19 protein-coding genes are annotated in these 22930 nt (G+C 49.5%); 9 read left to right on the forward strand and 10 right to left on the reverse strand.

Annotated elements, in window-relative coordinates:
• Window positions 1-12: 12 nt before the first annotated feature.
• Together NYR52_RS10365 and NYR52_RS10370 are read left to right on the forward strand one after the other, a co-directional pair.
• On the forward strand, window positions 13-225 hold the full coding sequence (locus NYR52_RS10365) for a hypothetical protein (protein ID WP_132222111.1): 213 nt from the start codon (window positions 13-15) through the stop codon (window positions 223-225).
• Window positions 226-383: 158 nt separating this feature from the next.
• A complete protein-coding gene (locus NYR52_RS10370) occupies window positions 384-4451 on the forward strand; it encodes a WIAG-tail domain (RefSeq protein ID WP_259435591.1) in 4068 nt (1355 codons plus the stop codon).
• Window positions 4452-4499: 48 nt separating this feature from the next.
• Here NYR52_RS10370 and NYR52_RS10375 read toward each other — a convergent pair whose 3' ends face one another.
• Window positions 4500-6017, reverse strand: a complete 1518-nt coding sequence (locus NYR52_RS10375) for a coproporphyrinogen III oxidase (protein ID WP_375163145.1) — start codon at window positions 6015-6017, stop codon at window positions 4500-4502.
• A 253-nt stretch (window positions 6018-6270) separates the two neighbouring features.
• On the opposite strand from NYR52_RS10375, the gene NYR52_RS10380 reads away from it, so the two are divergent.
• Window positions 6271-7209, forward strand: a complete 939-nt coding sequence (locus tag NYR52_RS10380) for a TolB family protein (RefSeq protein ID WP_132222115.1) — start codon at window positions 6271-6273, stop codon at window positions 7207-7209.
• A 134-nt stretch (window positions 7210-7343) separates the two neighbouring features.
• On the opposite strand, the gene NYR52_RS10385 is transcribed toward NYR52_RS10380, so the two are convergent.
• Together NYR52_RS10385 and NYR52_RS10390 are read right to left on the reverse strand one after the other, a co-directional pair.
• Complete coding sequence (locus NYR52_RS10385) at window positions 7344-8351, reverse strand: hypothetical protein (protein ID WP_259435592.1); 1008 nt, start codon at window positions 8349-8351, stop codon at window positions 7344-7346.
• A gap of 350 nt (window positions 8352-8701) precedes the next feature.
• Window positions 8702-9310: a trimeric intracellular cation channel family protein gene (locus tag NYR52_RS10390; protein WP_259436753.1), complete on the reverse strand. Its 609-nt coding sequence runs from the start codon at window positions 9308-9310 to the stop codon at window positions 8702-8704.
• A 329-nt stretch (window positions 9311-9639) separates the two neighbouring features.
• On the opposite strand from NYR52_RS10390, the gene NYR52_RS10395 reads away from it, so the two are divergent.
• Window positions 9640-10203 carry a YkoP family protein gene (locus tag NYR52_RS10395; RefSeq protein WP_259435593.1) on the forward strand — a complete coding sequence of 188 codons (564 nt, stop codon included), beginning with the start codon at window positions 9640-9642 and terminating at the stop codon, window positions 10201-10203.
• Between the two features lie 111 nt (window positions 10204-10314).
• Here the strand turns inward: NYR52_RS10395 and NYR52_RS10400 are convergent, their stop codons facing one another.
• From NYR52_RS10400 to NYR52_RS10410, 3 genes are all read right to left on the reverse strand, one after another.
• Window positions 10315-10509 carry a hypothetical protein gene (locus tag NYR52_RS10400; protein ID WP_259435594.1) on the reverse strand — a complete coding sequence of 65 codons (195 nt, stop codon included), beginning with the start codon at window positions 10507-10509 and terminating at the stop codon, window positions 10315-10317.
• Window positions 10510-11164: 655 nt separating this feature from the next.
• Complete coding sequence (locus NYR52_RS10405; protein ID WP_259435595.1) at window positions 11165-11290, reverse strand: hypothetical protein; 126 nt, start codon at window positions 11288-11290, stop codon at window positions 11165-11167.
• A gap of 36 nt (window positions 11291-11326) precedes the next feature.
• The gene (locus NYR52_RS10410; protein ID WP_259435596.1) at window positions 11327-11638 is read right to left on the reverse strand and encodes a hypothetical protein; all 312 of its coding nucleotides are present in this window, start codon (window positions 11636-11638) and stop codon (window positions 11327-11329) included.
• 41 nt (window positions 11639-11679) lie between these two features.
• Here NYR52_RS10410 and NYR52_RS10415 point away from each other — a divergent pair, with 41 nt between their 5' ends.
• The 4 genes from NYR52_RS10415 (at window position 11680) to treR (ending at window position 16662) form a co-directional block, all read left to right on the forward strand.
• Entirely contained in the window at window positions 11680-12147 is a 468-nt protein-coding gene (locus NYR52_RS10415; protein WP_132222125.1) for a MarR family winged helix-turn-helix transcriptional regulator, read from the forward strand.
• A 518-nt stretch (window positions 12148-12665) separates the two neighbouring features.
• Window positions 12666-14252, forward strand: a complete 1587-nt coding sequence (locus tag NYR52_RS10420; protein ID WP_259435597.1) for a PTS transporter subunit EIIC — start codon at window positions 12666-12668, stop codon at window positions 14250-14252.
• Window positions 14253-14265: 13 nt separating this feature from the next.
• Window positions 14266-15939, forward strand: coding sequence for an alpha,alpha-phosphotrehalase (treC, locus tag NYR52_RS10425; RefSeq protein WP_132222129.1), 1674 nt, complete (start codon window positions 14266-14268; stop codon window positions 15937-15939).
• A 12-nt stretch (window positions 15940-15951) separates the two neighbouring features.
• Window positions 15952-16662 (forward strand): trehalose operon repressor, encoded by a 711-nt coding sequence (gene treR / locus NYR52_RS10430; RefSeq protein WP_132222131.1) that lies wholly within the window; start codon window positions 15952-15954, stop codon window positions 16660-16662.
• Between the two features lie 109 nt (window positions 16663-16771).
• Here treR and hemY read toward each other — a convergent pair whose 3' ends face one another.
• The 3 genes from hemY to hemE are packed head-to-tail and all read right to left on the reverse strand — an operon-like array spanning window position 16772 to window position 20214.
• On the reverse strand, window positions 16772-18217 hold the full coding sequence (gene hemY / locus NYR52_RS10435; protein ID WP_259435598.1) for a protoporphyrinogen oxidase: 1446 nt from the start codon (window positions 18215-18217) through the stop codon (window positions 16772-16774).
• A gap of 6 nt (window positions 18218-18223) precedes the next feature.
• Entirely contained in the window at window positions 18224-19165 is a 942-nt protein-coding gene (gene hemH, locus NYR52_RS10440) for a ferrochelatase (protein WP_132222134.1), read from the reverse strand.
• Window positions 19162-20214, reverse strand: a complete 1053-nt coding sequence (hemE, locus tag NYR52_RS10445; protein ID WP_132222136.1) for a uroporphyrinogen decarboxylase — start codon at window positions 20212-20214, stop codon at window positions 19162-19164. Before hemE ends, hemH begins: the two co-directional genes overlap by 4 nt.
• Before the next feature lie 476 nt (window positions 20215-20690).
• Between hemE and NYR52_RS10450 the strand changes: the two genes are divergently transcribed.
• A complete protein-coding gene (locus NYR52_RS10450) occupies window positions 20691-21395 on the forward strand; it encodes a creatininase family protein (RefSeq protein ID WP_259435599.1) in 705 nt (234 codons plus the stop codon).
• An 87-nt stretch (window positions 21396-21482) separates the two neighbouring features.
• Here the strand turns inward: NYR52_RS10450 and NYR52_RS10455 are convergent, their stop codons facing one another.
• On the reverse strand, window positions 21483-22841 hold the full coding sequence (locus NYR52_RS10455) for an amino acid permease (protein WP_132222140.1): 1359 nt from the start codon (window positions 22839-22841) through the stop codon (window positions 21483-21485).
• Window positions 22842-22930: the final 89 nt, after the last annotated feature.

Raw genomic sequence — 22930 nt, forward strand, 5'->3', positions numbered from 1 at the left:
AGGTGAATCCGAATGGGTTGCCCAAAAAAACACTGTGTGGTGTTTATTCAACCGAAAAGACGCCGTCGCGCAGTCAGCAGCACCAGAGCACGGGTGAGCAACGTGGCACGCACAGGCGCGCAAAGCGCGGGCCTCGCCAACGTCAACATCCAAGTACCGATCAACTTGGGTGATGCGCAAGCATTCAACAGAAGCTCCGAAAACTCCGTCTCCACCGTGCTGTAACAGGGGCAAACGCGCCCCTTTTTTTGTTTGACGCCGACTGGGCGAATCACCTCCCTTTTCCTTACCTTTTATCAAAATACAGGATGACATGCTCCATTCACAAGGTTAGTGAATATACCTATCAAAGTTGCAATGGCCTAGGGAAAGGGGTTAGAAAATTGAAGAAGAAAAAGATCATTCCGTCATCTAAAAAGAAAACGAAAAAAGATCCGTTAGCGGATGAAAGGGTTCTGGATGAGCTGTGGCTACTTGACAATGAAACACCTAATTTCAAGAAAAAATGGACCTATACCGCTTCACATAACCAACCCGCGCCATCGGAGGCACCCCCGTCAAACGAACCGGCGGTAAGCCAAACCGATACCGAAACGCCCCCTGCCAAAACGGTATCTGAAGTGAGAAAAGCCCGGAACCCCCACGGAATCAATGAAGCGTTCATCTATACCGACGACTTGACCGACGGGGCGGTCACCGCTGAGAAAATCGCCAATCAATCGCTGGACGGGAAAAAAATCAAAAACGGCGCCATCCGGGCAGAACATCTGGACCACGAAGCGGTAACAGAGCCCAAACTGGCCGCTGAAGCGGTGACATCGGCCAAAATCGCCAAAAAAACGATCAAAGAATACCACCTGGATGATGACATTATCGGCAGCGACAAAATCAAAAGGGAAACGATTCTTGCCAAACACATCAGGGAAAATGAGATTCCCGGAAGCAAATTGTCTGATCGCAGCATCGGCGAAACCAAATTGAAAGACCATTCCGTCCTTGGCAAACATTTGGCGATCGGCCACATCCAAAACGAGCACTTAGCTGATCAAGCGATATGCGGCAATAAAATAAAAAACGGTTCGATCCACACCAACCATTTGGCAAATGGCATCATCAACAGTGCCAAGCTGGCTGATGACTCGGTTTCCGCCGACAAGGTCCAAAAAGGGGCCATCACCAAAGACAAATTGGCCAATGAATCCATTACCAGCGAAAAAATCATCTCCTCCGCCATCCATGGCCGCCATCTGGTCGATCGGGCAATTGAATCCCGGCATCTGCAAGACCACATGATCACGGAAGAAAAACTGGCCGCCGCATCTATTCACAGCCATCATTTGCAACATCATATCATCGAAGGCATTCATTTGTCCCCCCATGTGATCAAAGAAGAACACATCGCTGAACATGCCGTCACCGGGAACAAGATCGCGCCCGGCAGCATCCGCTCCGCTTCTATTCAAGAGCAAGCCATCCAGTCCAAGCATTTGGCTCCAAACATCATCGGAGAAGGGCACATTCAAGAGCAATGCATCGGCAAAACACACATCAAAGATGCGAGCATCAGCGAACAACACATTGCCAACAATTCCATCTCTGGTTCCAAGCTGGTTGACCATTCTATTACAACGGCCAAATTGGCACCCGAATCGATCTCCGCAGAAAAAATCATCGATTATTGCATTTCAACAAACAAACTGGCTGACCATGCGATCACAGCTAACAAAATCGCCTCGCGAAACATTAACAGCTCACATCTGGATGATAAAGTGATTCTCAGCCAACACATCGATCATGATCAAATCAAAACAGAACACCTGATGAACGAATCCGTCACCGCCCGCAAATTGGCCGATGCGGCAGTGGAAAGCCAGCATATCGCACCACAAGCTGTCACTGGCGATCATCTTGCCCCTGATTCGGTGAGCAACGAACATCTGGCCGAATTTTCCGTGACTGCAACCAACATTGCGCCGCAAGCGATACGGTCAGAACATCTATCGGAACAAATCGTGCGCAGCTCCCATATCCTAAACGGTCAGATCGGAGAACAACACATTAAGGCCAACGCCGTCACTGCGGAGAAAATCGCACCACAATCCATCTATGGAGAACATTTAACTCCCCAAGCAATCAACGGTTCCCATCTCCAAGCGGACCAGATCGAAACGGGGCATTTGCGCGAGCAAGCAGTTACTGCAAATAAAATCGCACCGCAGTCCATTCGTGAGGAACATTTGGCTCCTCGAGTGATCAGTGGTTCCCATCTCCAAGCGGATCAGATCGATACTGAGCATTTGCGCGAGCAAGCAGTTACTGCGAAAAAAATTGCGCCACAGTCCATCCACGGAGAACATCTGACCTCCCAAGCGATCAGCGGTACACATCTCCAAGCGAATCAGATCGAGACCGGACATTTGCGCGATGAAGCGGTCACTGCAAGAAAAATTGCGCCGCAATCCATCTACGGGGAACATGTTGCTCCTCGAGCAATCAGAGGTTCCCATCTTCAAACGAAGCAGATCGAAACCGAGCATTTGCACGATGAAGCCGTCACTGGAGAAAAAATCGCGCCACAATCCATTTACGAGGAACACTTGACTCCTGAAGCGATTAATGGGTCCCATCTGCAAAAGGAACAAATCGAAACCGGGCATTTGCACGATCAAGCCGTCACAGCAGGGAAAATTGCACCGCACGCTGTGCAAAGCGAACACATCAAGCCGGCATCGGTGTTGTCTCCCCATATCGAAGAACAACAAATTCACGCCGCGCATCTCGCGCAAGGGGCCGTGTTGACGGATCACCTTGGCCAAGGGGCAGTAACCGGCGACAAAATCTCTCCCAACGCCATCTACGCCGAACACCTGTCAGAACAATGCATCCACTCCTCTCATCTGGCTGATGAGCAAATTCACGGCCATCATCTGCAGAAAGAATGTATCGCATCTGAACATCTGTCCCAACAAGCAATTCAATCCCAACATCTGGGTGAATCGGTCGTATTGGCCGACCATATCGCACCATCGCAAATCCACTCTGCCCATCTGGCTGAACAGGCTATCCAAACCGAGCATCTGACAGCTGCAAGTATTAGCACCGAGCACATCCAAAAACAGAGCATCCAATCCCCCCATCTGGTCCCCGGACTGATCTTCGCCGAACATTTGGCAGAAAAAGCCGTGACCGAAGAAAAAATTGGAGACCAGGCTGTATCCAAAGACAAAATCAAAGATCAAACCATCACCAAGGACAAAATCAGAGACCAAGCCATAACAAAAGAAAAAATCAGAGATTTGGCAGTGACAGAAGACAAAATCAGAGATTTCGCAGTGACAGAAGACAAAATTCGCCATCAAGCGGTGGCTACCGAAAAAATCAAAGATGCGGCAATCACAACGGAAAAGTTGCAGGATCAAGCAGTATCCACTGAAAAAATCAAAGATGGCGCCATCACCACGGTAAAGTTACAAGATCAAGCGATTACTACTGACAAAATCGTTGATCTAGCGGTCACGGAAGATAAAATCGGTTCGCAAGCGGTCACAACCGACAAGATCAAGGATTTGACCATTACAGAAGATAAAATCAAGGACTTTGCCGTGACGGAAGACAAAATCAAGGACTTCTCCATCACCGAAGACAAAATAGTGGATCGCGCCATCACTGGGGAAAAACTGGCTGATGGCTCCATCGGATTGGAGAAGTTGAATTTCCAACCACTCCTAGCTGGACAACAACCTGTACAAACATCCGGAATTGCCGCCTTCCAGCTTCCAGCGCATGCTGATCATACGTTCGTCACCGTTTCAGTGGCTCAACCTATGGGCGCCTACATCGTGGTCGCGATGACGAATCATCCCGGCTGTTTCGCCTCTCTGCACCACTGTGATGAGCAGGAGTTTACCATCCGCATCCAACGGATGAGGGAAGAACCACAAGCGATCAGCGGAACGTTCTTCTGGATCGCTTCACAATTGGATCAAGCCATGTCACCATTGCAATTCCCAATCAAAAGCGCCGAGGAGGCGGAAGTCGAGCAACTGAATCAAGAAGCCGAAGTTAACATCGTGCTTCCCATAGAGAAAGAGACGGCCACAGAGGCGGATATCCAGCAGGAAACAGAGCACCCGACCGCACCGACACCTTTGGCCGAAGCAGACATTTCAATCGAGGAGAAGACCTCAGCCGATGAGGAAACCGAGGAAACCTTGGCCGGAGCAGAAGTTTTAACTGAAGCAAAACCCTTGACCGAAGCGGAAACCTTGACCGTAGCAGAAACCTTATCCAAAGAGGAAAACTTGACCGATATGGATGCATCAGTGGAGCCGCTCGCCTGCTCAGCCGCCCATGCTAATCATGAATCCAACGACTATGTTGAAGTGAAAAGCACGGAAGAATTCGTTCATGGCGATGAAGCACAGGAGCCGGCAAATGTCGATAGAGAGTGAATGCAAAACACCCCGTGCACCAACCTGCACACGGGGTGTTTCGTCGTTTCATCCTTTATTCAGCGCAAACCCATATGTTTCATCCAACAGTTTCAATTTTTCCTCGATATGGCGTTGATACGTGTCAATATAGGCTTTGGGCTCCTTAGGGTTGGGCAATCGCTTGATTTTACCATCCCCTGGCGACACCAACTTGCTCACTGCCCCGCAACCAAGCCCGATAATGGTTTGGCGCTCTTCCATGATAATGATGTTGTACAAGCTTTCCAAACCAGGAAAAGCGTAACCCACATTCTCCTGATTGCCGAGAATGTTTTTTTGCCGGTACAGATAATAAGGAACATAGCCCATTCCTGCAGCCCAATCTCGTGCCATCCGCACCATTTCCCCTGTTTCATCCCGGTCGGCGACACGATATTTCTCTTTGTTTTGGGTCATGACTGAACCACGTTTAAACGAGAGGGTATGCACTGTCAACGATTCAGGACGCAACTCGGCCATCATATCTAGCGTCTCCTGAAAGTTGTCCAATCCCTCATTGGGCAAACCGATAATCAAATCCATGTTGATGTTGGTCAAGCCCATCTCACGCGCCAACTGGTACTTTTCCAGTGTTTCTTTTACTGTATGGTGGCGGCCGATCAGCTTCAAGGTTTCTTCTTTAAAACTTTGCGGATTAATACTGATCCGATCCACATTCCACCGCTTCATCAAGTCCAATTTCTCCGGATTAAGGGTGTCGGGCCGCCCTGCTTCAACAGTCAGTTCTCGAACCTGGTCAAAGGAGGGAACCGACCGCTTTAGCGCCATGAACAATTCATCCATCTGCTTCGCAGTGATCGAAGTCGGCGTTCCACCACCGAAGTAAATGGTCGTCACTGGCAAGCCCCGTTTTTCCAGCCAGGCACCTATTTGCGCAATTTCTTCATGCAAACCCTGCAAAAATCCTTCTACCGAACCGTTACGCCCTTGAATGGCATAAGCCGGGAACGTACAATACGCGCATTTGGTTGGGCAAAAAGGAATGCCAATATACAAACTCACTTCTTTGTCCAATTCATACAGGTCAGGCAAGACGGTCAGCTGACGGGCAACGATCTCCGTCAAGATGTCTGTTTTCTCCTGATGGATCAAATAATCGGTCTGCAACACGTTCACTGCTCGCTCCACGCTCAACCCGTCAAGCAACATCGAATGCAACAGCTTGGTGGGCCTTACGCCTGTTAGGATTCCCCACGGTTGCCGCACTCCTGTGGCTTCTTCCAATACTTGCAACAAGACATAGTTGACCGCTTGTTTCACCTTTTTGCGGTACGCCTTCCCCTCCAAGGCCCCGTTCACATCGCGCCGGTGTTCTGCTTGCCAAGTCTCTCCGCTCGCCACGTCCCGCATAAGGGCCCGGGCATGCACCGGATTGCTTTCATGCACGGTGAAATGCAGTTGCATTTGTGCATCTGCTTCATTCTCTACTAACGACACTTCTTCAAAAAATAACTGTGCAATCAACTCTATATCACGATAAAAGGCTTTATCGAGCCCTTGAATCCAAAACGTTCTCATCATCATGCCGTGTGAAACACACGTTCCCCCTTTTATGTGTGCGATTCCTTTGTCCAGTCTAGCCGATTCGCTTTCTTAAATCAATCAATCGTTGGTTTGTCAAGGACGAAAAAAGACCCGATTGTAAGGTTTATCCAGTATGTGACATGGTAAATCCCCCCTATGAAAAATATATGTCTATTTCAATAGAAAATAGTTGATTTCAGTCAAATCAGATATAATAGAATCTATAACCATCTCACTGAAAGGAGGAATCCTCATGAAAAAAACGCTCGGCTTGATTAGCGCGGCACTTGTCACCGCGTCCTTGCTTGTTCCCGCCCATGCTGCCCAAACCACCAAATCCATCTATTTCAACGGCGGCCCGCTCAACAGCCAAACCATATACCGGTATGACCCTGATTCACTCTCCATGCGGAAAGTGACGTCGGGAACTTTCGCCGACTTGTCCCCTGACGGAACCAAATTGGCATTTGTCAAAAACGACAGCTTGCACATCGCTGATGCCGACGGCAAAAACCAAGTGCGTCTGACTAACAGCTATTTTCCTAATTATGACACATCTCCGCGCTGGTCCCCGGACGGCAAGAAAATCGTGTTTGCCAAAAGCGATGGCAACCTGTATCTCGTGGACGTAGCCAGCAAAAAAGTCAAAGCTCTCACCCACGTCACTGAAGGAGTGCGCCATGCTGAACCCGATTGGTCCCCGGACGGTACCAAGATCGTCTTCCATTCTTCTGACCAGTCCGGTTTCACCCATATCTATTCCATGCATGCCGATGGTAGCAATTTGAAGCAACTGACCGGATTGGGAGGCAGCGAAACTTCGGAATACAGTCCTCATTTCTCTCCAGACGGTCGCAAAATTTTGTATGGTTCAACCAAAGCAGGGCAATCGGACGCATATGTGATGAATGCGGACGGCAGCCAACCCAAAAACATTACCGTAGACAACAACAAGGCGGTAACCAGTGCAATTTGGTCTGAAGATGGCCGCAAAATCCTCTATACGGTCAATGAGAAAGAAAAGCGGCAAGACAGTTATTTTTACATGACCACACTTAGCGGCGATAGCAACAAGGTAATGCGGATTCCGATCCCCTTCGCTACACCGTCCGCATGGCAAAGTGTATCAGAATCAACCAAAGCAGATACCCCATCGACATTACAAAAAATCACCGATTTCTTTTTGAACTAATCCCTCTAAGCCCTTGTTCACAAGGGCTTTTTCTTTGGTTTTTCTCTCAAATGAAATAGCCTTGGGTTCTCCCAAGGCATACCAAAAACACATATTATTCTGTCAATTAGATTTAATTTTCGCCACTTTGCACATCAACCATCTGCTTTTACACCATCACCCAATACCGTACCCATATGGAACACGAAGTCAAACAACCCGTCAATGACATCAAACAATCCTCCGTGATCCCGACCCTCTTTGGGAGGCTTTTTTTGTTCCTTTTGCTGCGGCACTTTTGGTTCCGCTTCTCTGTCGCTCTGATTGTTCTGATTTTCCGGTTTTAGCACAGGCGGCAAATCGATTACCTTCTTATTATCCTCATGAGGTTGGGTAGGATCAGGCGCTTGCGGTTCCGACCCACGGGCAGGAGGCCGTTGTTGAGGACGCTGAATCCAATCTTCATCTTGCACCCTTCGATCATGCGGATTAACAACAGGGCTATCGGATTGCGCGCCGCGATTGGCCACAGCCAAACTGGACACTTGTTTATCCGCGGGTGGCGCAGGCAATTCACTTGCCGGATTTGTGTATGCGGGATTTTGTTTCCATTTCCAGCTGATCCATTTCCCTTTGGACAAGGAATCGTCTCCCGTAACAAAGAAATGCCGTGTGTCTTGCTCATCCTTTGGCTTCACCGGTGCAGAGTCCGCTCCGACCGTATGAACGGCATACACGCCAACACCAATCAACAACAAACATCCAGCAACGAGCCCGACCACTTTCCATGACAATAAAGGTCTTGCATTCCTTTGGGGAGAAACCCGCCGATACGTTTCAGGCGGGAGGGTTACCACAGAACCTGTTACGCGGCTTTCTCTCTGCCCTTTTTTTGATACGGTCGAAATCTTTTCTTTTGCGTGAACTGGTTTCGACAAGCGTTGGCTCTCCACCGTTTCTACAGTCCCCGTTTTCCCCGACACCCTTTTCACTAGCGTATCATCATGATGTCGCTCCGCTTTCGCTTCTTTGGCCATCGTTTCCGTGATGCGCCTCACCACGGTGCGAATCTGAATGGTGGAACCGCCCGAAGGGTTGTTTGAAGCTTTGACTTCAGGCGATGATTGGTTGCTCTCCGACTCCATGGCTTTGTTCTTAATCACTTTCACCACTCTCCTTATAAACTGGGTTCTTCGATTAAGAAGGGAAAACTTCACATTATGTATCGCCAAGACTCTATCAACATAGAAGCATTCCTTGTTTCACGTTTGCTCCACCTTTGCATCTCGTCGCCTCCAATTGACGATTTCCGTCACCCCCTTTCATATACTTACAATTTTTTACATTAATTCTTCCAATCACATACTCAGAATAATTACACATAACCATTTGAAATTCCTACCAAATCAACCGATCTTTTTCTTCGGCTTGGACAAGCCCTTATAAAAAGAGACGGGATAGCGGACAAAACCCCGATAAAACAAAAAATGAGTCAGTTGGCACATCCGACCAACTAACCCATTTTTCTTTGGACAATCCGGGGCAAGTGCCACCCGTAAATGGCTGAAACCATGCGCAAGGCAACCACTAACACGCACAACGCCAACAATTGCCAACCATCTTCCAACCAATGAAGACCAATGACGCCCCCGGTAATAACAGACCATAACGCGTAGATCTCTTTTTGTAAAACGAGCGGTTTTCTACCAGCCAGCAAATCGCGGATCATGCCTCCGCCAATCCCGGTCATCACCGCAGCGAAAATCACCGCGACCAACGGCAATCCTTTATCCGAAGCATACAAAGCTCCTTGGACTGAAAAAGCGGCCAACCCGATCGCGTCAAAGAAATTAAGCCATTTTTTGCAGTATTGAAACCACTTTGCGGGACAAAACAATACCAGCGTGATAGCAATCAACGCCACATAGATCATCAATTCTTGCTTCCACAGCACATCCGTCGGCAAACCAATCAATGCATTGCGGATGACGCCACCCCCAAATGCAGTAACCAGACCTAAGACATATGCACCAAATAGGTCATACTTTTCTTCCATTGCGATGATGGCACCACTGATCGCAAAAGCGGAAATGCCTACCACGTTTAAAATCTCCCATGACACTGACAAGATGGATCCTCCTTCCCATTCCAACAAACCTCACTCATTATAGCTTGGCTGTGGGAAAGTGGGAATAGGGAATCATTATATTTCTGCAAAAAAAACGCTCAATACTGATTAAGACTGGAAAAGGTTATCCCGTTTAAAAATATTTGCACCCGCCGTGGGTTAAAATAGGTGAAGATTGTGTTTCAACCAACCCATTATTTTAACCTGCTGTATGCCAGCGGGAAAAACGTTTGCTCAATAAAAGCCTTGTTTTATGGGCCCTTCATTATATCTCATCCAGAAGATGGTTAAAATCTTTCTCACTTTCGAAAACAGGTGATCCCATGCTCCATCGACTCCTCCTTGCTTTATGGATGATCTGGGACCGTGTGTATTATTTGACTTCCCGACTCCATTATGTAGACAAAAGGAAACGTAATATCTTTCGTGTCGTTATCAAACGCTACCGGGGCGAGGAAATCACCACATCAGACGGATATACACTCAAAGCCGGAGATTGGTACGTCCAACTGCACTTTCACAACGCCTACCTTGCCCAACTGCTCAGGCAATCGCCGCGCCACCCGATGAGCTGGGCCGCTATTCTGACCAAAAACGTCCGTGCATCCCTCCCTCAATTAACCCGATACATCAACCAGCACCCCAAAGCCGCCCAGATCCAAGTGGTGTTGGGAACCACATTCCTCTATCGCGGAGCCCATCGGTTGGGATTTGAAGTGGCCGACATTCAGCATCTGATTCATCGCCTCTTCAAAGCGGTGAGCGCACGCGTTGTTTTTTTGCTGAGCCACCCCTACGGTTGCTCGGAGCTGTTCAAAAGAAACGCCAAACTTGTCCCCAAACGCGTGTACATCTCCAAAGAAAAACTTAATCGCTTTCACTTGTGACAAGCCCCCTCGTCGCGCAGGGGGCTTTTTTAATTCATCATCCCGTTGTTCCACGATGATTTTCTCAGCCTGATTGCGGACAGCATTTGAAACAGCTTCTGCGATTTGCTCTCAAACGCTATAGGTGCGGTTCCCCGGATCCATCTTAAAGTAAAAGTCATCTCGATGAGCCAGTCGGCTTTCGTAAACTCTCTTTATATTTGCAGCAGTGAGGTGTGGCAACTTCCGTGGTGACGGAATCCATGGGAAGAAAGCGAAAAAATGCCGCTCATAGATCGCTTCCAACAGCATACGAAACACTTCCAATACTAATGCATCCCTTAAGCGTCAGGGGGATGATGACCCGCTCGGGCTGTCATTCAAGCAGTCTAGCCTTCATCCTCGTTCACAGCATTTTGCCTCCCCATTCAGTCGTGGTTTGGTGACAAACCAACTTATGGCTTCTACAGCATGCTGTTATCCCCTTCCGGTTTCCCGTTTAGGTGAGCTGTCAGCGATCGGTTTATCGCGCAAATACACGCTGTTTAAATACAGAAAATTCACTCTTATATTGCCGGATGTGCCAACTCCGCAGGAGCCCACCTCATTCGGTAGGCTCCTGCGGTTGTGGTCGATATAGCCCACAAGCATCCCAAGTCGGGTAATGGCGTCCCGGTTGGAAGTTGCATCGGTAGCTTTTTTCAGTTGGCTCAAGGAATTTACATGTCTCACACTTATACAAAGTCCAAGTAATCCCATATTTTTTTACCATAGGGTTCTTACTTTTTTCCTCGATTCGATCTAAATCGACTTGACCTTGTTGTTTCTTAATAGCGACCACACTTTCTAATAAAAGAAAATAAGTAAACTACACTCCACTATACCACACTCTTGTTCCCCACATGCATAAAATTTATGCAAATTCAATGCACAAAAAAAAGCTTCTCCCGACGCAATCCTAAGGAGAAGCTTGGTTCACTCATCAATCCTCTACCCAGCGGTATCCGCAATCATCGCACAAATATTCGTCATTTTCCGTTTGTGACACCATCTTTGAACCGCAACGCGGGCATTTCTCGTTGTCTCTGCCCCAAAAATTTCTCTCCATCCCCCTGCCTCCCTTCTTATCCGGCATGATGCAATGTCATTTTATAATATAGAATGAGTTCTTTTCCCTTTTTGCTTGTGATTTTAACCGCTGACTCTCCCAAACAGGGACAACCAGCGGCAAACTGGCTCCGTTAGTAATTAATTTCATTTTATCAAAAGACAAAAAAATCTGTAAATAAGAAACAGAAAATCTCTCTTTGTTTCCTGCGCGTTGTAACAAAAATTCCCCCTTGTCCGATCTTTTTTCCACCAGTGCCTCCACATCATTGCCAGCCGTCCCTTCTTCCCCTGAATCGGTTAAAATAAAGAGGCGAACGGCCGGCACCCCTTTTTGCCCTTTTGCCATTTATCCCGCCTGCCAAAATCAGACGAAGGAAGTGTTAACGTTTGGATAAAGAAAAACTAGTCACCATGACAGAATCGTTTCGCACAAATCTTTCCACTCTTATCCGCCTGAGCAAAGATCTTCTAGAACGGCAGTTGATGCGCCATGATGTTCCCATCACGGCACGCCAATTTGGCGTATTGGTACAGCTCAGCAAGCAACCGCTCACCGTCAAACGCTTAGGGGAAGTCTTTTCCATCGAGCCTCCCACTCTCATCCCCATCATAGACACATTGGAACGCCACCAATTGGTAAGACGGGTGCCTGACAAACAAGATCGGCGCAAAAAGCATGTCGAAACCACCGACAAAGGCCAGCGATTGATTCAGCACATGCATCAGCATATCGAACAAAATCCCATCGCCATCGCCCTCTCCACCATGGGCGAGGAAAACAGCCAGCAACTCATCAACTTGTTAGCTGAACTGGTCGTCCATCTGCAAGCGGCACACCGGCAAGAGACGGATTAACCCTGTGCCGAAGTTTGGTGCTGAAGGAACCCCCTCCCTGCGACCACTGCACAGGCGTCGCAGGGGGCTTTCACCAATGTATAGAAGGAACAGATCAGCACTGAGTCCGCCGCCTGTTCCTTTACCTTTGTATACCCGTTCAAAGAGGGTATCATGTCACTTAACCGACCCATCGTGCTGTCATCCTTTTTATTTCATATTGACATGCTTGTATATACAGGTCTAAAATGAAATCAACCTGTATATACAGGTTGCAGCTTGGAGGCAACCTCTGAAGGAGCCAAAGCTCCAGAACATGTTGTCACCTTACCAAGCCTATCTATACACCTCCGGCAAACGAGCGATCGTCCAATTATTCAAAACGTTCTCCAGATTCTCGCTGCCGTACCATGGTGTAAGACCCTTTTTCATGCCCCATGCGCCTAAAAGGGCAATCTTAATTAACTCGCCTCCTTTTCCAATGCGAAAGGATGCGACAAGCACGTAAAAAATCTTAAACCACAGGAGGCGAATCCTGCATGCAGCGCACACTTTCTTTTGATTTCTTCCAACGGATCGGCCGCGCAATGATGGCTGTCGTGCTTATCCTCCCCCTTGTCTCGATCTTGATGGGACTGGGCGGCGTCATCCTCAATCCCAATGTGCAACAACTTCTCCCCTTCTTGGCAGGCGATGCTTGGCAAGTTGTCGGAGAACTGATGCAACGCGCCGGACAAGCGGTCTTTAACAATTTGCCCGTTCTGTTTGCGATTGCCATCGCTATCACTTGGACCAATCGCGGCATGGCTGGCTTTTCTGCACTTATCGCCTTTTTCATCATGCACACCACCATCGGGGCGTTGATCGATATCACAGGCGTCAAGCTGAATGAACGGATGCTGGGCACCGAATTGGGCATCCCCACCTTGCAAACCGGGGTGTTTGGTGGCATCTTAATCGGGTTTTTGACTGCTTATTTATACAACCGCTTTCATAAGGTGCAACTGCCTGACGCCATCTCCCTTTTCAGCGGTGAACGGTTGGTACCCATCGTTGCTTCTTTCGGCGGAATTGTAACCGCTGTCATTTTGTTCTTCGCTTGGCCGCAAATCAGTCTTGGGGTGTTGGCAACAGGTGACTTCATCGCCAACCACACCAATCCGTTGGTCGTCGGTCTGTACGGGGGGCTGGAAAAACTCTTGATTCCATTTGGGCTCCACCACATTTACAACACTCCCTTGCTGTTCACGGACATCGGCGGCGCTTACACCACCTTGGACGGCGCCCGCGTCGTTGGGGATCAAAACGTGTACATCGCTCAAGTGATCGACAAATTGAAAGATGGTAGCATTCCTATCACCGGCGGTACTTATATTGCTGGTAAATTCATTCCCGTCATGTTTGGTTTGCCTGCAGCAGCCTTGGCCATGTACCATGTCTCCAAGACAGAGAAAAAAGGCAAAGCCAAGTCACTTTTGGTTGCGGCTGCCATCACCGCTCTGTTGACCGGCATCACCGAACCGCTGGAATTTACCTTCCTGTTTGTCGCACCCGTCCTGTATGCCGCACACACCGTATTGACTGCGCTGGCGTTCGGCCTCATGAATGCGCTTGGCATGCACGCTGGCTTTGCGGGCGGTTCTGGTCTGATCGACTTTATCCTGTTCAACAGCCTGCCAAATCACTCTAACGCTTGGCTGGTCACCATCGGGCTGGGTATCGTGTTTGCAGTCATTTATTACTTTGTGTTCAAATGGCTCATTCTGAAGTGGGACTTGAAAACGCCCGGTCGGGAAGATGACGGGGAAGAAACCAAGCTGTACACTAAAGAGGACTATCGTGCCAAACAACAGACGGCATCTTATATTGAACAACCCAACGCCGAGGCTGAAAGCTCACGCGCTTCCCAGATTCTCGCCGCTTTGGGTGGACAAGAGAATATCCGTCAATTAGATGCCTGCATCACCCGGTTGCGCGTCGGTGTCCACGATCTCTCCAAAGTGGACGAGGAAGCGTTGAAACGGTTGGGCGCATCGGGTGTGCTGAAGGTGAACGATGGCATTCAAGCCGTCTTCGGTACGAAATCTTCCATCATCAAAGCAGAAATCGAAGAAATCATGCAATGAAACAGGTGATATCATGAACGAATGGTGGCGTAAAGCCGTTGTCTACCAAATTTACCCCCGCAGTTTCAAAGACTCCACTGGCGATGGTGTGGGCGACCTGCGTGGCGTCATGGAAAAGCTAGATTATCTGAAAAACCTTGGCGTCGATGTGATATGGTTGAATCCTATTTACCGCTCGCCTTTGCGGGACAACGGCTACGACATCAGCGATTATTATCAGATCCATGAGGATCTGGGAACCATGGATGATTTTGAAGCATTGTTGGCAGAGGCTCACGCCCGCGATATGAAAATCATCTTGGACATGGTAGTTAACCACACTTCCACTGCACATCCATGGTTCCAAGAGGCTCGTGCTTCATTGGACAACCCTTACCGGGACTTCTACATCTGGCGCGACCAACCCAACAATTGGCAATCCAAATTTGGGGGCTCCGCTTGGGAGCTTGACCATGCAACTGGGCAATATTATTTGCACCTGTTTGATGTGACGCAGGCTGACCTCAATTGGGAAAACCCGGAGTTGCGCCGCCGCATCCACAAAATGATGAAATGGTGGTTGGACAAAGGCGTGGACGGCTTTCGGCTTGACGTCATCAACCTGTTGTCCAAAGATCAACGTTTCCCGGATGACGACGGCTCTGTCCCCCCAGGTGATGGGCGCCGCTTTTACACTGATGGGCCCCGGATTCACGAGTATCTCGCGGAGATGAACCGGGAAGTGTTTACCCACTACGACATGATGACTGTGGGGGAAATGTCTTCCACATCCATCCCCCATTGCATCCGTTATACCCATCCGGACAACGGCGAACTAAATATGACTTTCAACTTCCATCACTTGAAAGTAGATTATCCGGGTGGTGAGAAATGGGCGGTTGGTGAGATGGACTTTCTCGCTTTGAAGCGGATTTTAGCGGATTGGCAAACGAGCATGGCCAAAGGCGGCGGTTGGAACGCCCTGTTCTGGTGTAACCATGATCAACCGCGTATCGTCTCTCGTTATGGCGATGATCAAACCCATCGTGTAACCTCAGCCAAAATGTTGGCTACCGCACTCCATCTGATGCAAGGTACCCCCTTCATCTACCAGGGGGAGGAATTGGGAATGACGAATCCTGATTTCACTTCTTTCACAGATTATCGCGATGTGGAAACACACAACATGGTTTCCATTCTGCGGGAGCGGGGCTATTCCGAAGCGGAAGTGTTAAAAATCATTCGCCAGAAATCACGAGACAATTCCCGCACGCCCATGCAATGGAACGCGACGGAACATGCTGGTTTCACGACAGGGACACCATGGATCAAGGTCGCCCCCAACTACCAGGAAATCAATGCCGAACAGGCGCTTGCAGACCCCGATTCGATCTTTTATCATTACAAGAAATTGATTCGTTTGCGCAAAGAATTGGACATTGTCACCACCGGCACATATGAATGCGTCGACATCGACCATCCTGAAGTCTACGCGTACTTGCGCCATGGTGATAATGAAAAGCTGTTCGTGGTCAATCTGTTCGGCGGGCGAGCCCATTCTTACACCGTGCCGGAGAAGGTGCTCGCTTCTGTCCAAGGATGGAAGAGAGAAATTCTGCTCTCCAACTATCCAGATTCCGCCGCCTTTGGTGAACAATTGCCTTTGCGACCATATGAATCAATTGTTTATCGACTCACTGCCAATTGAGAGGAAGAGCCTGTGTTGGATAACATTTATCTTTCAATCTATCATGATTTGGTCAATCAAATCGAACAGGGCTCCTTGCCGCCCGACAGCAAACTCCCGTCAGAAAACGAGTTGGCCGTGCAGTACAGCACCTCGCGGGAAACGGTGCGCAAGGCCCTACACCTCCTCTCGCAACATGGATATATCCATAAAATCAAAGGCAAAGGCTCTTTTGTCCTACATGTCAACAAATTTAATTTCCCCGTTTCCGGACTGGTCAGCTTTAAAGAACTGACTAAACGAATGCGGAAAAAAGCAACAACCAAAGTGATTTCACTCAAACGGGGCAGGCCGTCCCCTTATATCGCCACGCAATTAAACATTTCTCGCACCGAAGAGGTCTGGGAAGTGATTCGGGTGCGCGAGATCGATGGGGAGAAAATCATCCTCGACAAAGACTATTTTCGAAGCTTTATCCCACCGCTTACCGTGGAGATTTGCGAAGACTCCATCTATGAATACCTGGATCAAACGCTGACGGTGGGCATCAGCTTCGCCAAAAAATTTATCACCATTGAGAGCATTACAGAAGAAGACCAAGCCTGGCTCGATCACAAGGAATACCCCATGATCGCCGTCGTGCGCAACTATGTGCACTTGGAGGATAACACCTTGTTCCAGTATTCCGAATCCCGCCACCGCCCCGACAAATTTCGCTTTGTCGACTTTGCGCGGCGGGCATAAAAAACCCCCGTATCCCAAAACAATTGGGATGCGGGGGTTTTTTGATCCGCTTAAAGAGGAGGCTTTCTTTCGGCAAAGCCAGCGCAAAGCAAAAGCTTTCCCTGCCGATCTAATATAGCGAAATAAATGTCTGACAGTCAGTCGCTTCCGATGGGACGATACCATCGACGAGCTCAGCGACAACCTCTTTTCCTTGCTGAATGCAATCCGGCAAGCCGACGCCTCTGTAGAAAGAACCAGACAGCAAGACATTGGGTAACACTCCTCGCACTTGGCCCATGGTGCGCTCCACCCAATACGGGTGTCCCACTTCATACGGGGGCCGGGACGCCGTAAAGCGGTGGACAAATGTAAACTCCGGTTCCCCGCTGATATCCATCGCCCGAATCCGACGCAAATCAGCAAGCACCGTTTGGATGATTTCCTCATCGGAGCGCTGGACGATCTCGTCGGTTTGGGGCCGGCCGACAAAACAGCGGAGCAAGGCTTTCCCTTCCGGCGTGGTATGGGGCCATTTTTGGTGAAGCCAAGTGCAGGCCGTAATGGACAAGTCCGCCTGACGGGGCACGATAAAGCCGGTGCCTTGAACAGAGACGCGCACTTGTTCTTTGGGAAAAGCGAGCGCAACAGTGGCCACCGAGGTAGGTTCAGACATGTCAATCGGTGGCAAGTCAAGATAAGGGCGCAACAGGCGCCGCGTTACCGGATGTGGTGTAGTGAACACCACGTGGCTGGCCTCGATGGTACCCCCATCGCTCAATGCCAACCGATATCCCTCATCCAGCTTAGTGAAGTGGATGATTTCCGTGTTCTTTCGCACACAAGCAGCCGGCAGGGAGGCCTCAATTCGTTCGACAAGCGTACCAAGCCCGCTCCGGAGCGTTTGAAACATGCCCTTTTTTCTTTTGGAGGTGCGGGGCGGACGGGTGTTGCGCATCGCTTTAATCAGGCTCCCGTGCTCCATCAGGAGCCGATGATACTGCGGAAAAGTAGCCAACAAACTGAGATGGTCGATCGGATTTCCGTACACGCCGGAGATCAAAGGTTCAATTACCCGGTCCACCATCTCATCACCGAAACGCCGGCGGAAAAAGTCGCCGACAGACAGGTCACCGGCCATCTCTTCCGGGGGCAGAAGCAAATCTTCCAAGGCCCGCGCCTTGCCTGACACGGACAATAAGCCCGATTGCAGAAATGGCTCGATCTTCGTTGGCATCCCCATGACAGATCCTTCAGGAATGGGGTGCAAATCGCGTTCATGATAGATAAAAGCCTGTCCCGTTTCATTGTTGACCAATTCGTCTTCCAATCCTAGATCCATGACCAGCTGGGTGGCGTGGCGTTTCCGCTCCAAAAAGGAGTCCGGGCCTTTTTCGATGACATAGCCGTCACGCCTTAAGGTGTCAATTTTCCCACCTAATCGGGAACTAGACTCAATCAGCGTAAATTTCATTGGCAGCCGCTTCGCTTCTATTTCCCGATGCAAGTAATAAGCAACGGTTAAGCCGGTGATGCCGCCCCCCACGATGGCGACATGATGCTTTGGTCGACTCATGGCTTCTCAGATGGCTCCTTTGCGAATGAGTTCCTTGCTCAAAATTCCGCTCAAACAAGCGATGAATTCCGGTCGGGCGTTAGGCATCGGCGGCCGGTAATAGTTCGCTCCCAACTCGTCAGTCACCGCTTTGCACTCAATGTCATTGTCATACAACACTTCAAGGTGCTCGGCCACAAATCCGATAGGACAATAGATGAAGGAAGTAAAGCCTTCCTTGTCGTGCAACTCGCGTGTCAAATCCTGCACATCAGGGCCCAGCCAAGGCTCTGGTGTACGTCCCGCGCTTTGCCACCCCATCCGGTAGTGAGGGATGTCCACCCGCTCAGCGATCAATTTCGCCGTTTCCTGCAATTGGCGGGGATATGGATCACCCAGGGCCAAGATTTTCTCCGGCAAACTATGTGCCGAAAAAATCACCACAGAACGTTCTTTTTCTTCTGCCGGCATCGAAGCGAACAGCTCCCGCAACTGATCTGCCCAGTACTCCACGTATGCGGGATCATCATGCCAACTGTCAATGCTATGAAGCTTGATTCCAAGCGCTTCTGCCTTGTCTGCGGCCCGACTGTTGTAGCTTTTCACACTGTAGGTGGAATAATGCGGCGCCAACACCAAGCTGATGGCTTCTTCAATCCCGTCGTGGGCCATCTGCTCCACCGCCTCTTCAATAAACGGAGAAATGTGTTTCAGACCCAGATAACCGTGAAACTCCACTTCCGGAAAACGCTGGTTTAGATCAGCGACGACTTTCTCCACTTGCGCTTCAGTGATTTTGGCGAATTGATTGATCTCGCCAACCGCTTCATACCGCTCAGTCAGTTCATCCAACAAGGCTTGAGGTGGCTTTTTTCCCCTGCGGATATGCGTATAGTACGGTTCAATCTCCGACTTGCTCCGCGGTGTGCCATAAGCCATCAGGAGCACTCCGATTTTTTTCCGTTTCACACGATCATCTCCCCGTTTTTGCGTGAATAGCTGTGCACCAATGCCGTCAATTTCTGCATCGTTTCCACACTGCATTGCGGGAAGATGCCATGCCCCAGGTTAAAGATGTAACCGGGCTGTTCCGTGCCTTCGTCCAACACTTGTTTGGCCTTTTTCTCCAGTGTCTCCCATGGAGCCAAAAGCAAGGCCGGCTCCAGATTCCCTTGCAGTGCCTTGTCCACTCCGTATTCGGTTCGCGCCTGAGTGATGGTGACGCGCCAGTCCAAGCCAAGCACATCTACCGGCAACTCATTAAACACTCGCAACAAATGACCGGTGCCCACGCCAAAGTAGATAAGCGGCACGCCAGTATCTTTGAGGCTGGAGAATATCCGGTGCATCGTCGGGAAAATGAATTCGCGGTAGTCGGCTTCGCTCACAGCCCCGACCCAGGAGTCAAATACCTGAACCGCTTTGGCTCCTGCCGCAATTTGCGCACGCAGGTATGTGATGGTCATATCGGCCAACTTCTCCATCAGCAACGCCCATGTCTCTGGCGCGGTGAACATCATCGCTTTCGTTTTGTAATAGTTCTTTGATGGGCCGCCTTCAATCATGTAACTGGCCAGGGTAAACGGCGCTCCCGCAAATCCGATCAGGGGGACGTTAAGCTCATTGGCCAGGATTTTCACAGCATCCGTGATAAAAGGAATGTCTGAAACCGGATCCAATTCTCCCAAGCGGCGAACGTCGGCTGTGTTGCGAATCGGATTGGCAATGACCGGACCGATACCGGATCGGATCTCAACATCAACACCAATCGGTTTCAACGGGGTGACAATGTCAGCAAACAAAATGGCTGCATCCACGCCCAATTGATCAACGGGCAACTTCGTTACTTCCGCGCACACTTCAGGTATGTAATTCATTTCAAAAAAGCTGTATTTCTCCCTGATTTTCCGATACTCCGGCTGATAACGCCCCGCCTGCCTCATATACCAGACCGGAACATACGGGGTCGGTTCCTTGCGGCAAGCCCGCAAAAACGTATCATTGAATGAAGATTTCATTGGATAAACCTCTTTTCTCTTCTCATCCTTCGTTGGTAAACAGTTTGCCACAGCAGTTCCAATGGTAAAACCAGATCTTGTCATAAAAGGGGTTTATTTTACAGTTACGCCCAGTCACATGTGATAAATTTCACATAACATACTCCAAATGCTTTGTTTGTGCATACGAAACCCTGATGCACAACAAGTACTCTGCACAGACAAGAGTCCGGCCAGCCCTCCCGTGAAGTTGAGGAATGTGATTGGAATGCCGTTTCAATGCGGCTTATGACACATTATTACTAAACATGCGTTTAAATCAAATGTATAGTTCCTGATAGGAGATGTCAATATCTCAATTCCGTGACAAATTCTCTTCCTATACGGCAACAGGCAACGATGGCAGGACGAAAGAAAAGGCTTACACCTACAGCCACCTGCTTTTCCCGAGTGTGATACAATGCAAGTACAAATCTTGTGAGAGCGCAGGTGATCATATGAATCCGTTCCCTTCTTGGGATGAATGTGTCAATATGGAGCTGGCTTTTTTTCCAATCGGTTCCACAGAACAGCACGGCACCCATCTACCGATTCACACCGATACGATTATCGCCGCCATCGTTGCACAACGGTTGGCGGAACGGTTCGCCCCCGCTTATGTGGTACCAGCCCTCCCTTATTCAGCCTCATTTGAACACAGCGGGTTTCCCGGCTCGGTTTCCCTGCGGGTGACCACCATCACCGCGATTGTGCAGGATGTCATTCACTCACTGGAACAGTCCGGTATCCCGCGCTGCGTGATAGTCAATGGACACGGCGGCAATGCCCTCCTCCACAATATCGCGCAGGAATTGAATGCGCACGGTCATCGGGTCATGCTAGCCCCCACGCGCTTACATTGGGAGCGCTCTTACCAACAGGCAGGCATCTCTGTCAGCCTGAGCCAAGACATGCACGCTGGCGAGGCAGAAACATCCCTGCTTATGCACTTGTTTGCCAACGGCGTGGTCAAAACGGACAAATTGATCGACGTGGATAGGCCTCGGCGACCGTTATTAGAAGTAGTAGGGATGAAGGCGTTTACCCCAACGGGAACAATCGGATTCCCTTCCCGGGCCACCTCGACAAAGGGCAAAGCACTTCTGGACGCTTTGGTGCGCGAAATTTCCCATACCGTGGAAGAGTTCATGTCCTTGAGCTGACAAGAAGGCTAGCATCTACATAAGTGCGATGCAGAAGGTTTCAGACACACTCTAGCCAACCCCGAAACATACAAACAAGCGCCTCCTTTAAGAAGGCGCTTGTTCCTGTTTCCTTTTTCTGATGTTCATCAATCCATAGGCTACACTCAACAAAGTCACCCACACCAAACCGGTGATAATCGCGTACATCCACATCTCATCTAACAACATGGTCAGCAAGATGGACACCAGCGCGCCCGCCCCAAACAAAGAGATCAATGACAGCTTGTCTTCCGCCTGCCGCCGGTAGCAAAAATAAGTTACAAAGATGATGAGCCACGTGAAAATGCCACCAAAAATCGAAATACCAAACATCGTGCTGTACGCGGTTGGCGTCAGCATATTGAGTAACACCGCAATTCCCAAACCAAACGAAGAGACGAGCAACGCTTGCAGGGGAACCCCTCGCTTAGTGACCTTCCCCCATGCGCGCGGCGCAAAGCCGCTTTGCGCTAAGGAAAACATCATACGCGAACAAGCGTAAAGATTGGCGTTCATGGTGGACAACGCTGCCGTCAGGATGATGAAATTCATTATCCCCGCCGCATACGGAATCTCCAAAAGGGCGAGCACCTTGACAAACGGACTCTGATCGACCGCATCCCCTCCCACTTGATTCCATGGCACCACTGCCAACATCACCGCCATTGCCAAAACATAGAAGAGAATGAGGCGAATGACCATCCATTTCATCGATTGCTTCAACACTTGTTTGGGATGTTTGGCCTCACCCGCAGTTACGGCCACAATCTCCGTTCCCATGAAACTGAACGTAGCCATCACGATCCCCATCCAGACTCCGGACCATCCATGAGGCATAAAGCCTCCCTGTGCCCGCAAATGGCTCAAGCTCTGTGTCGGGTCGCCCAAAATGAGACTGCCCCCGAGAATGATAAAGCCAATGATCGCCAACACCTTAATAGTGGAAAACCAATATTCGAACAAGCCGAAGCTTTTCACAGACATGGCGTTGACCATGAATATGATAAGTGCAAAGACTACAACCCAAATCCATGTCGGCACGCCAGGAAACCACATCTTCATATAAAGGCCTACGGCGGTAGCTTCCCCGCCGATGGTGATGGCGTTGGCTGCCCAATACGTATATCGAACAAGATAGCCAAACCATGGCCCCAACACCAGCTCAGCGTGAACTCCGAACGAACCTGCGGTGGGGTGAACCATGGACATGTTCGCCAGACAATAAACCATCATCACCACGATCAACGCGGTGCCCAGATAGCTGAGAATCACTGCCGGCCCCGCATAATGAATCGACAAACTCGATCCCATGAACAAACCCGTGCCGATAGCGCTTCCCAACCCGATCATCATCAATTGCCGGCCTGTCAATTCCCGTCTGAGAATATCCTCGTTCCGGCCAGCCTGAACTCTGCTCCCACTCAACTAAACCACCCTATTCTCTCTTTTTCGGCACCTTGGACAACGTGCCGTTAAACAAACATTTTAACTTACAATAATTCCTCACTCAATAA

Origin of the sequence: Laceyella sacchari (assembly GCF_024927925.1) — a bacterium.
Classification (GTDB): Bacteria; Bacillota; Bacilli; order Thermoactinomycetales; family Thermoactinomycetaceae; genus Laceyella; species Laceyella sacchari.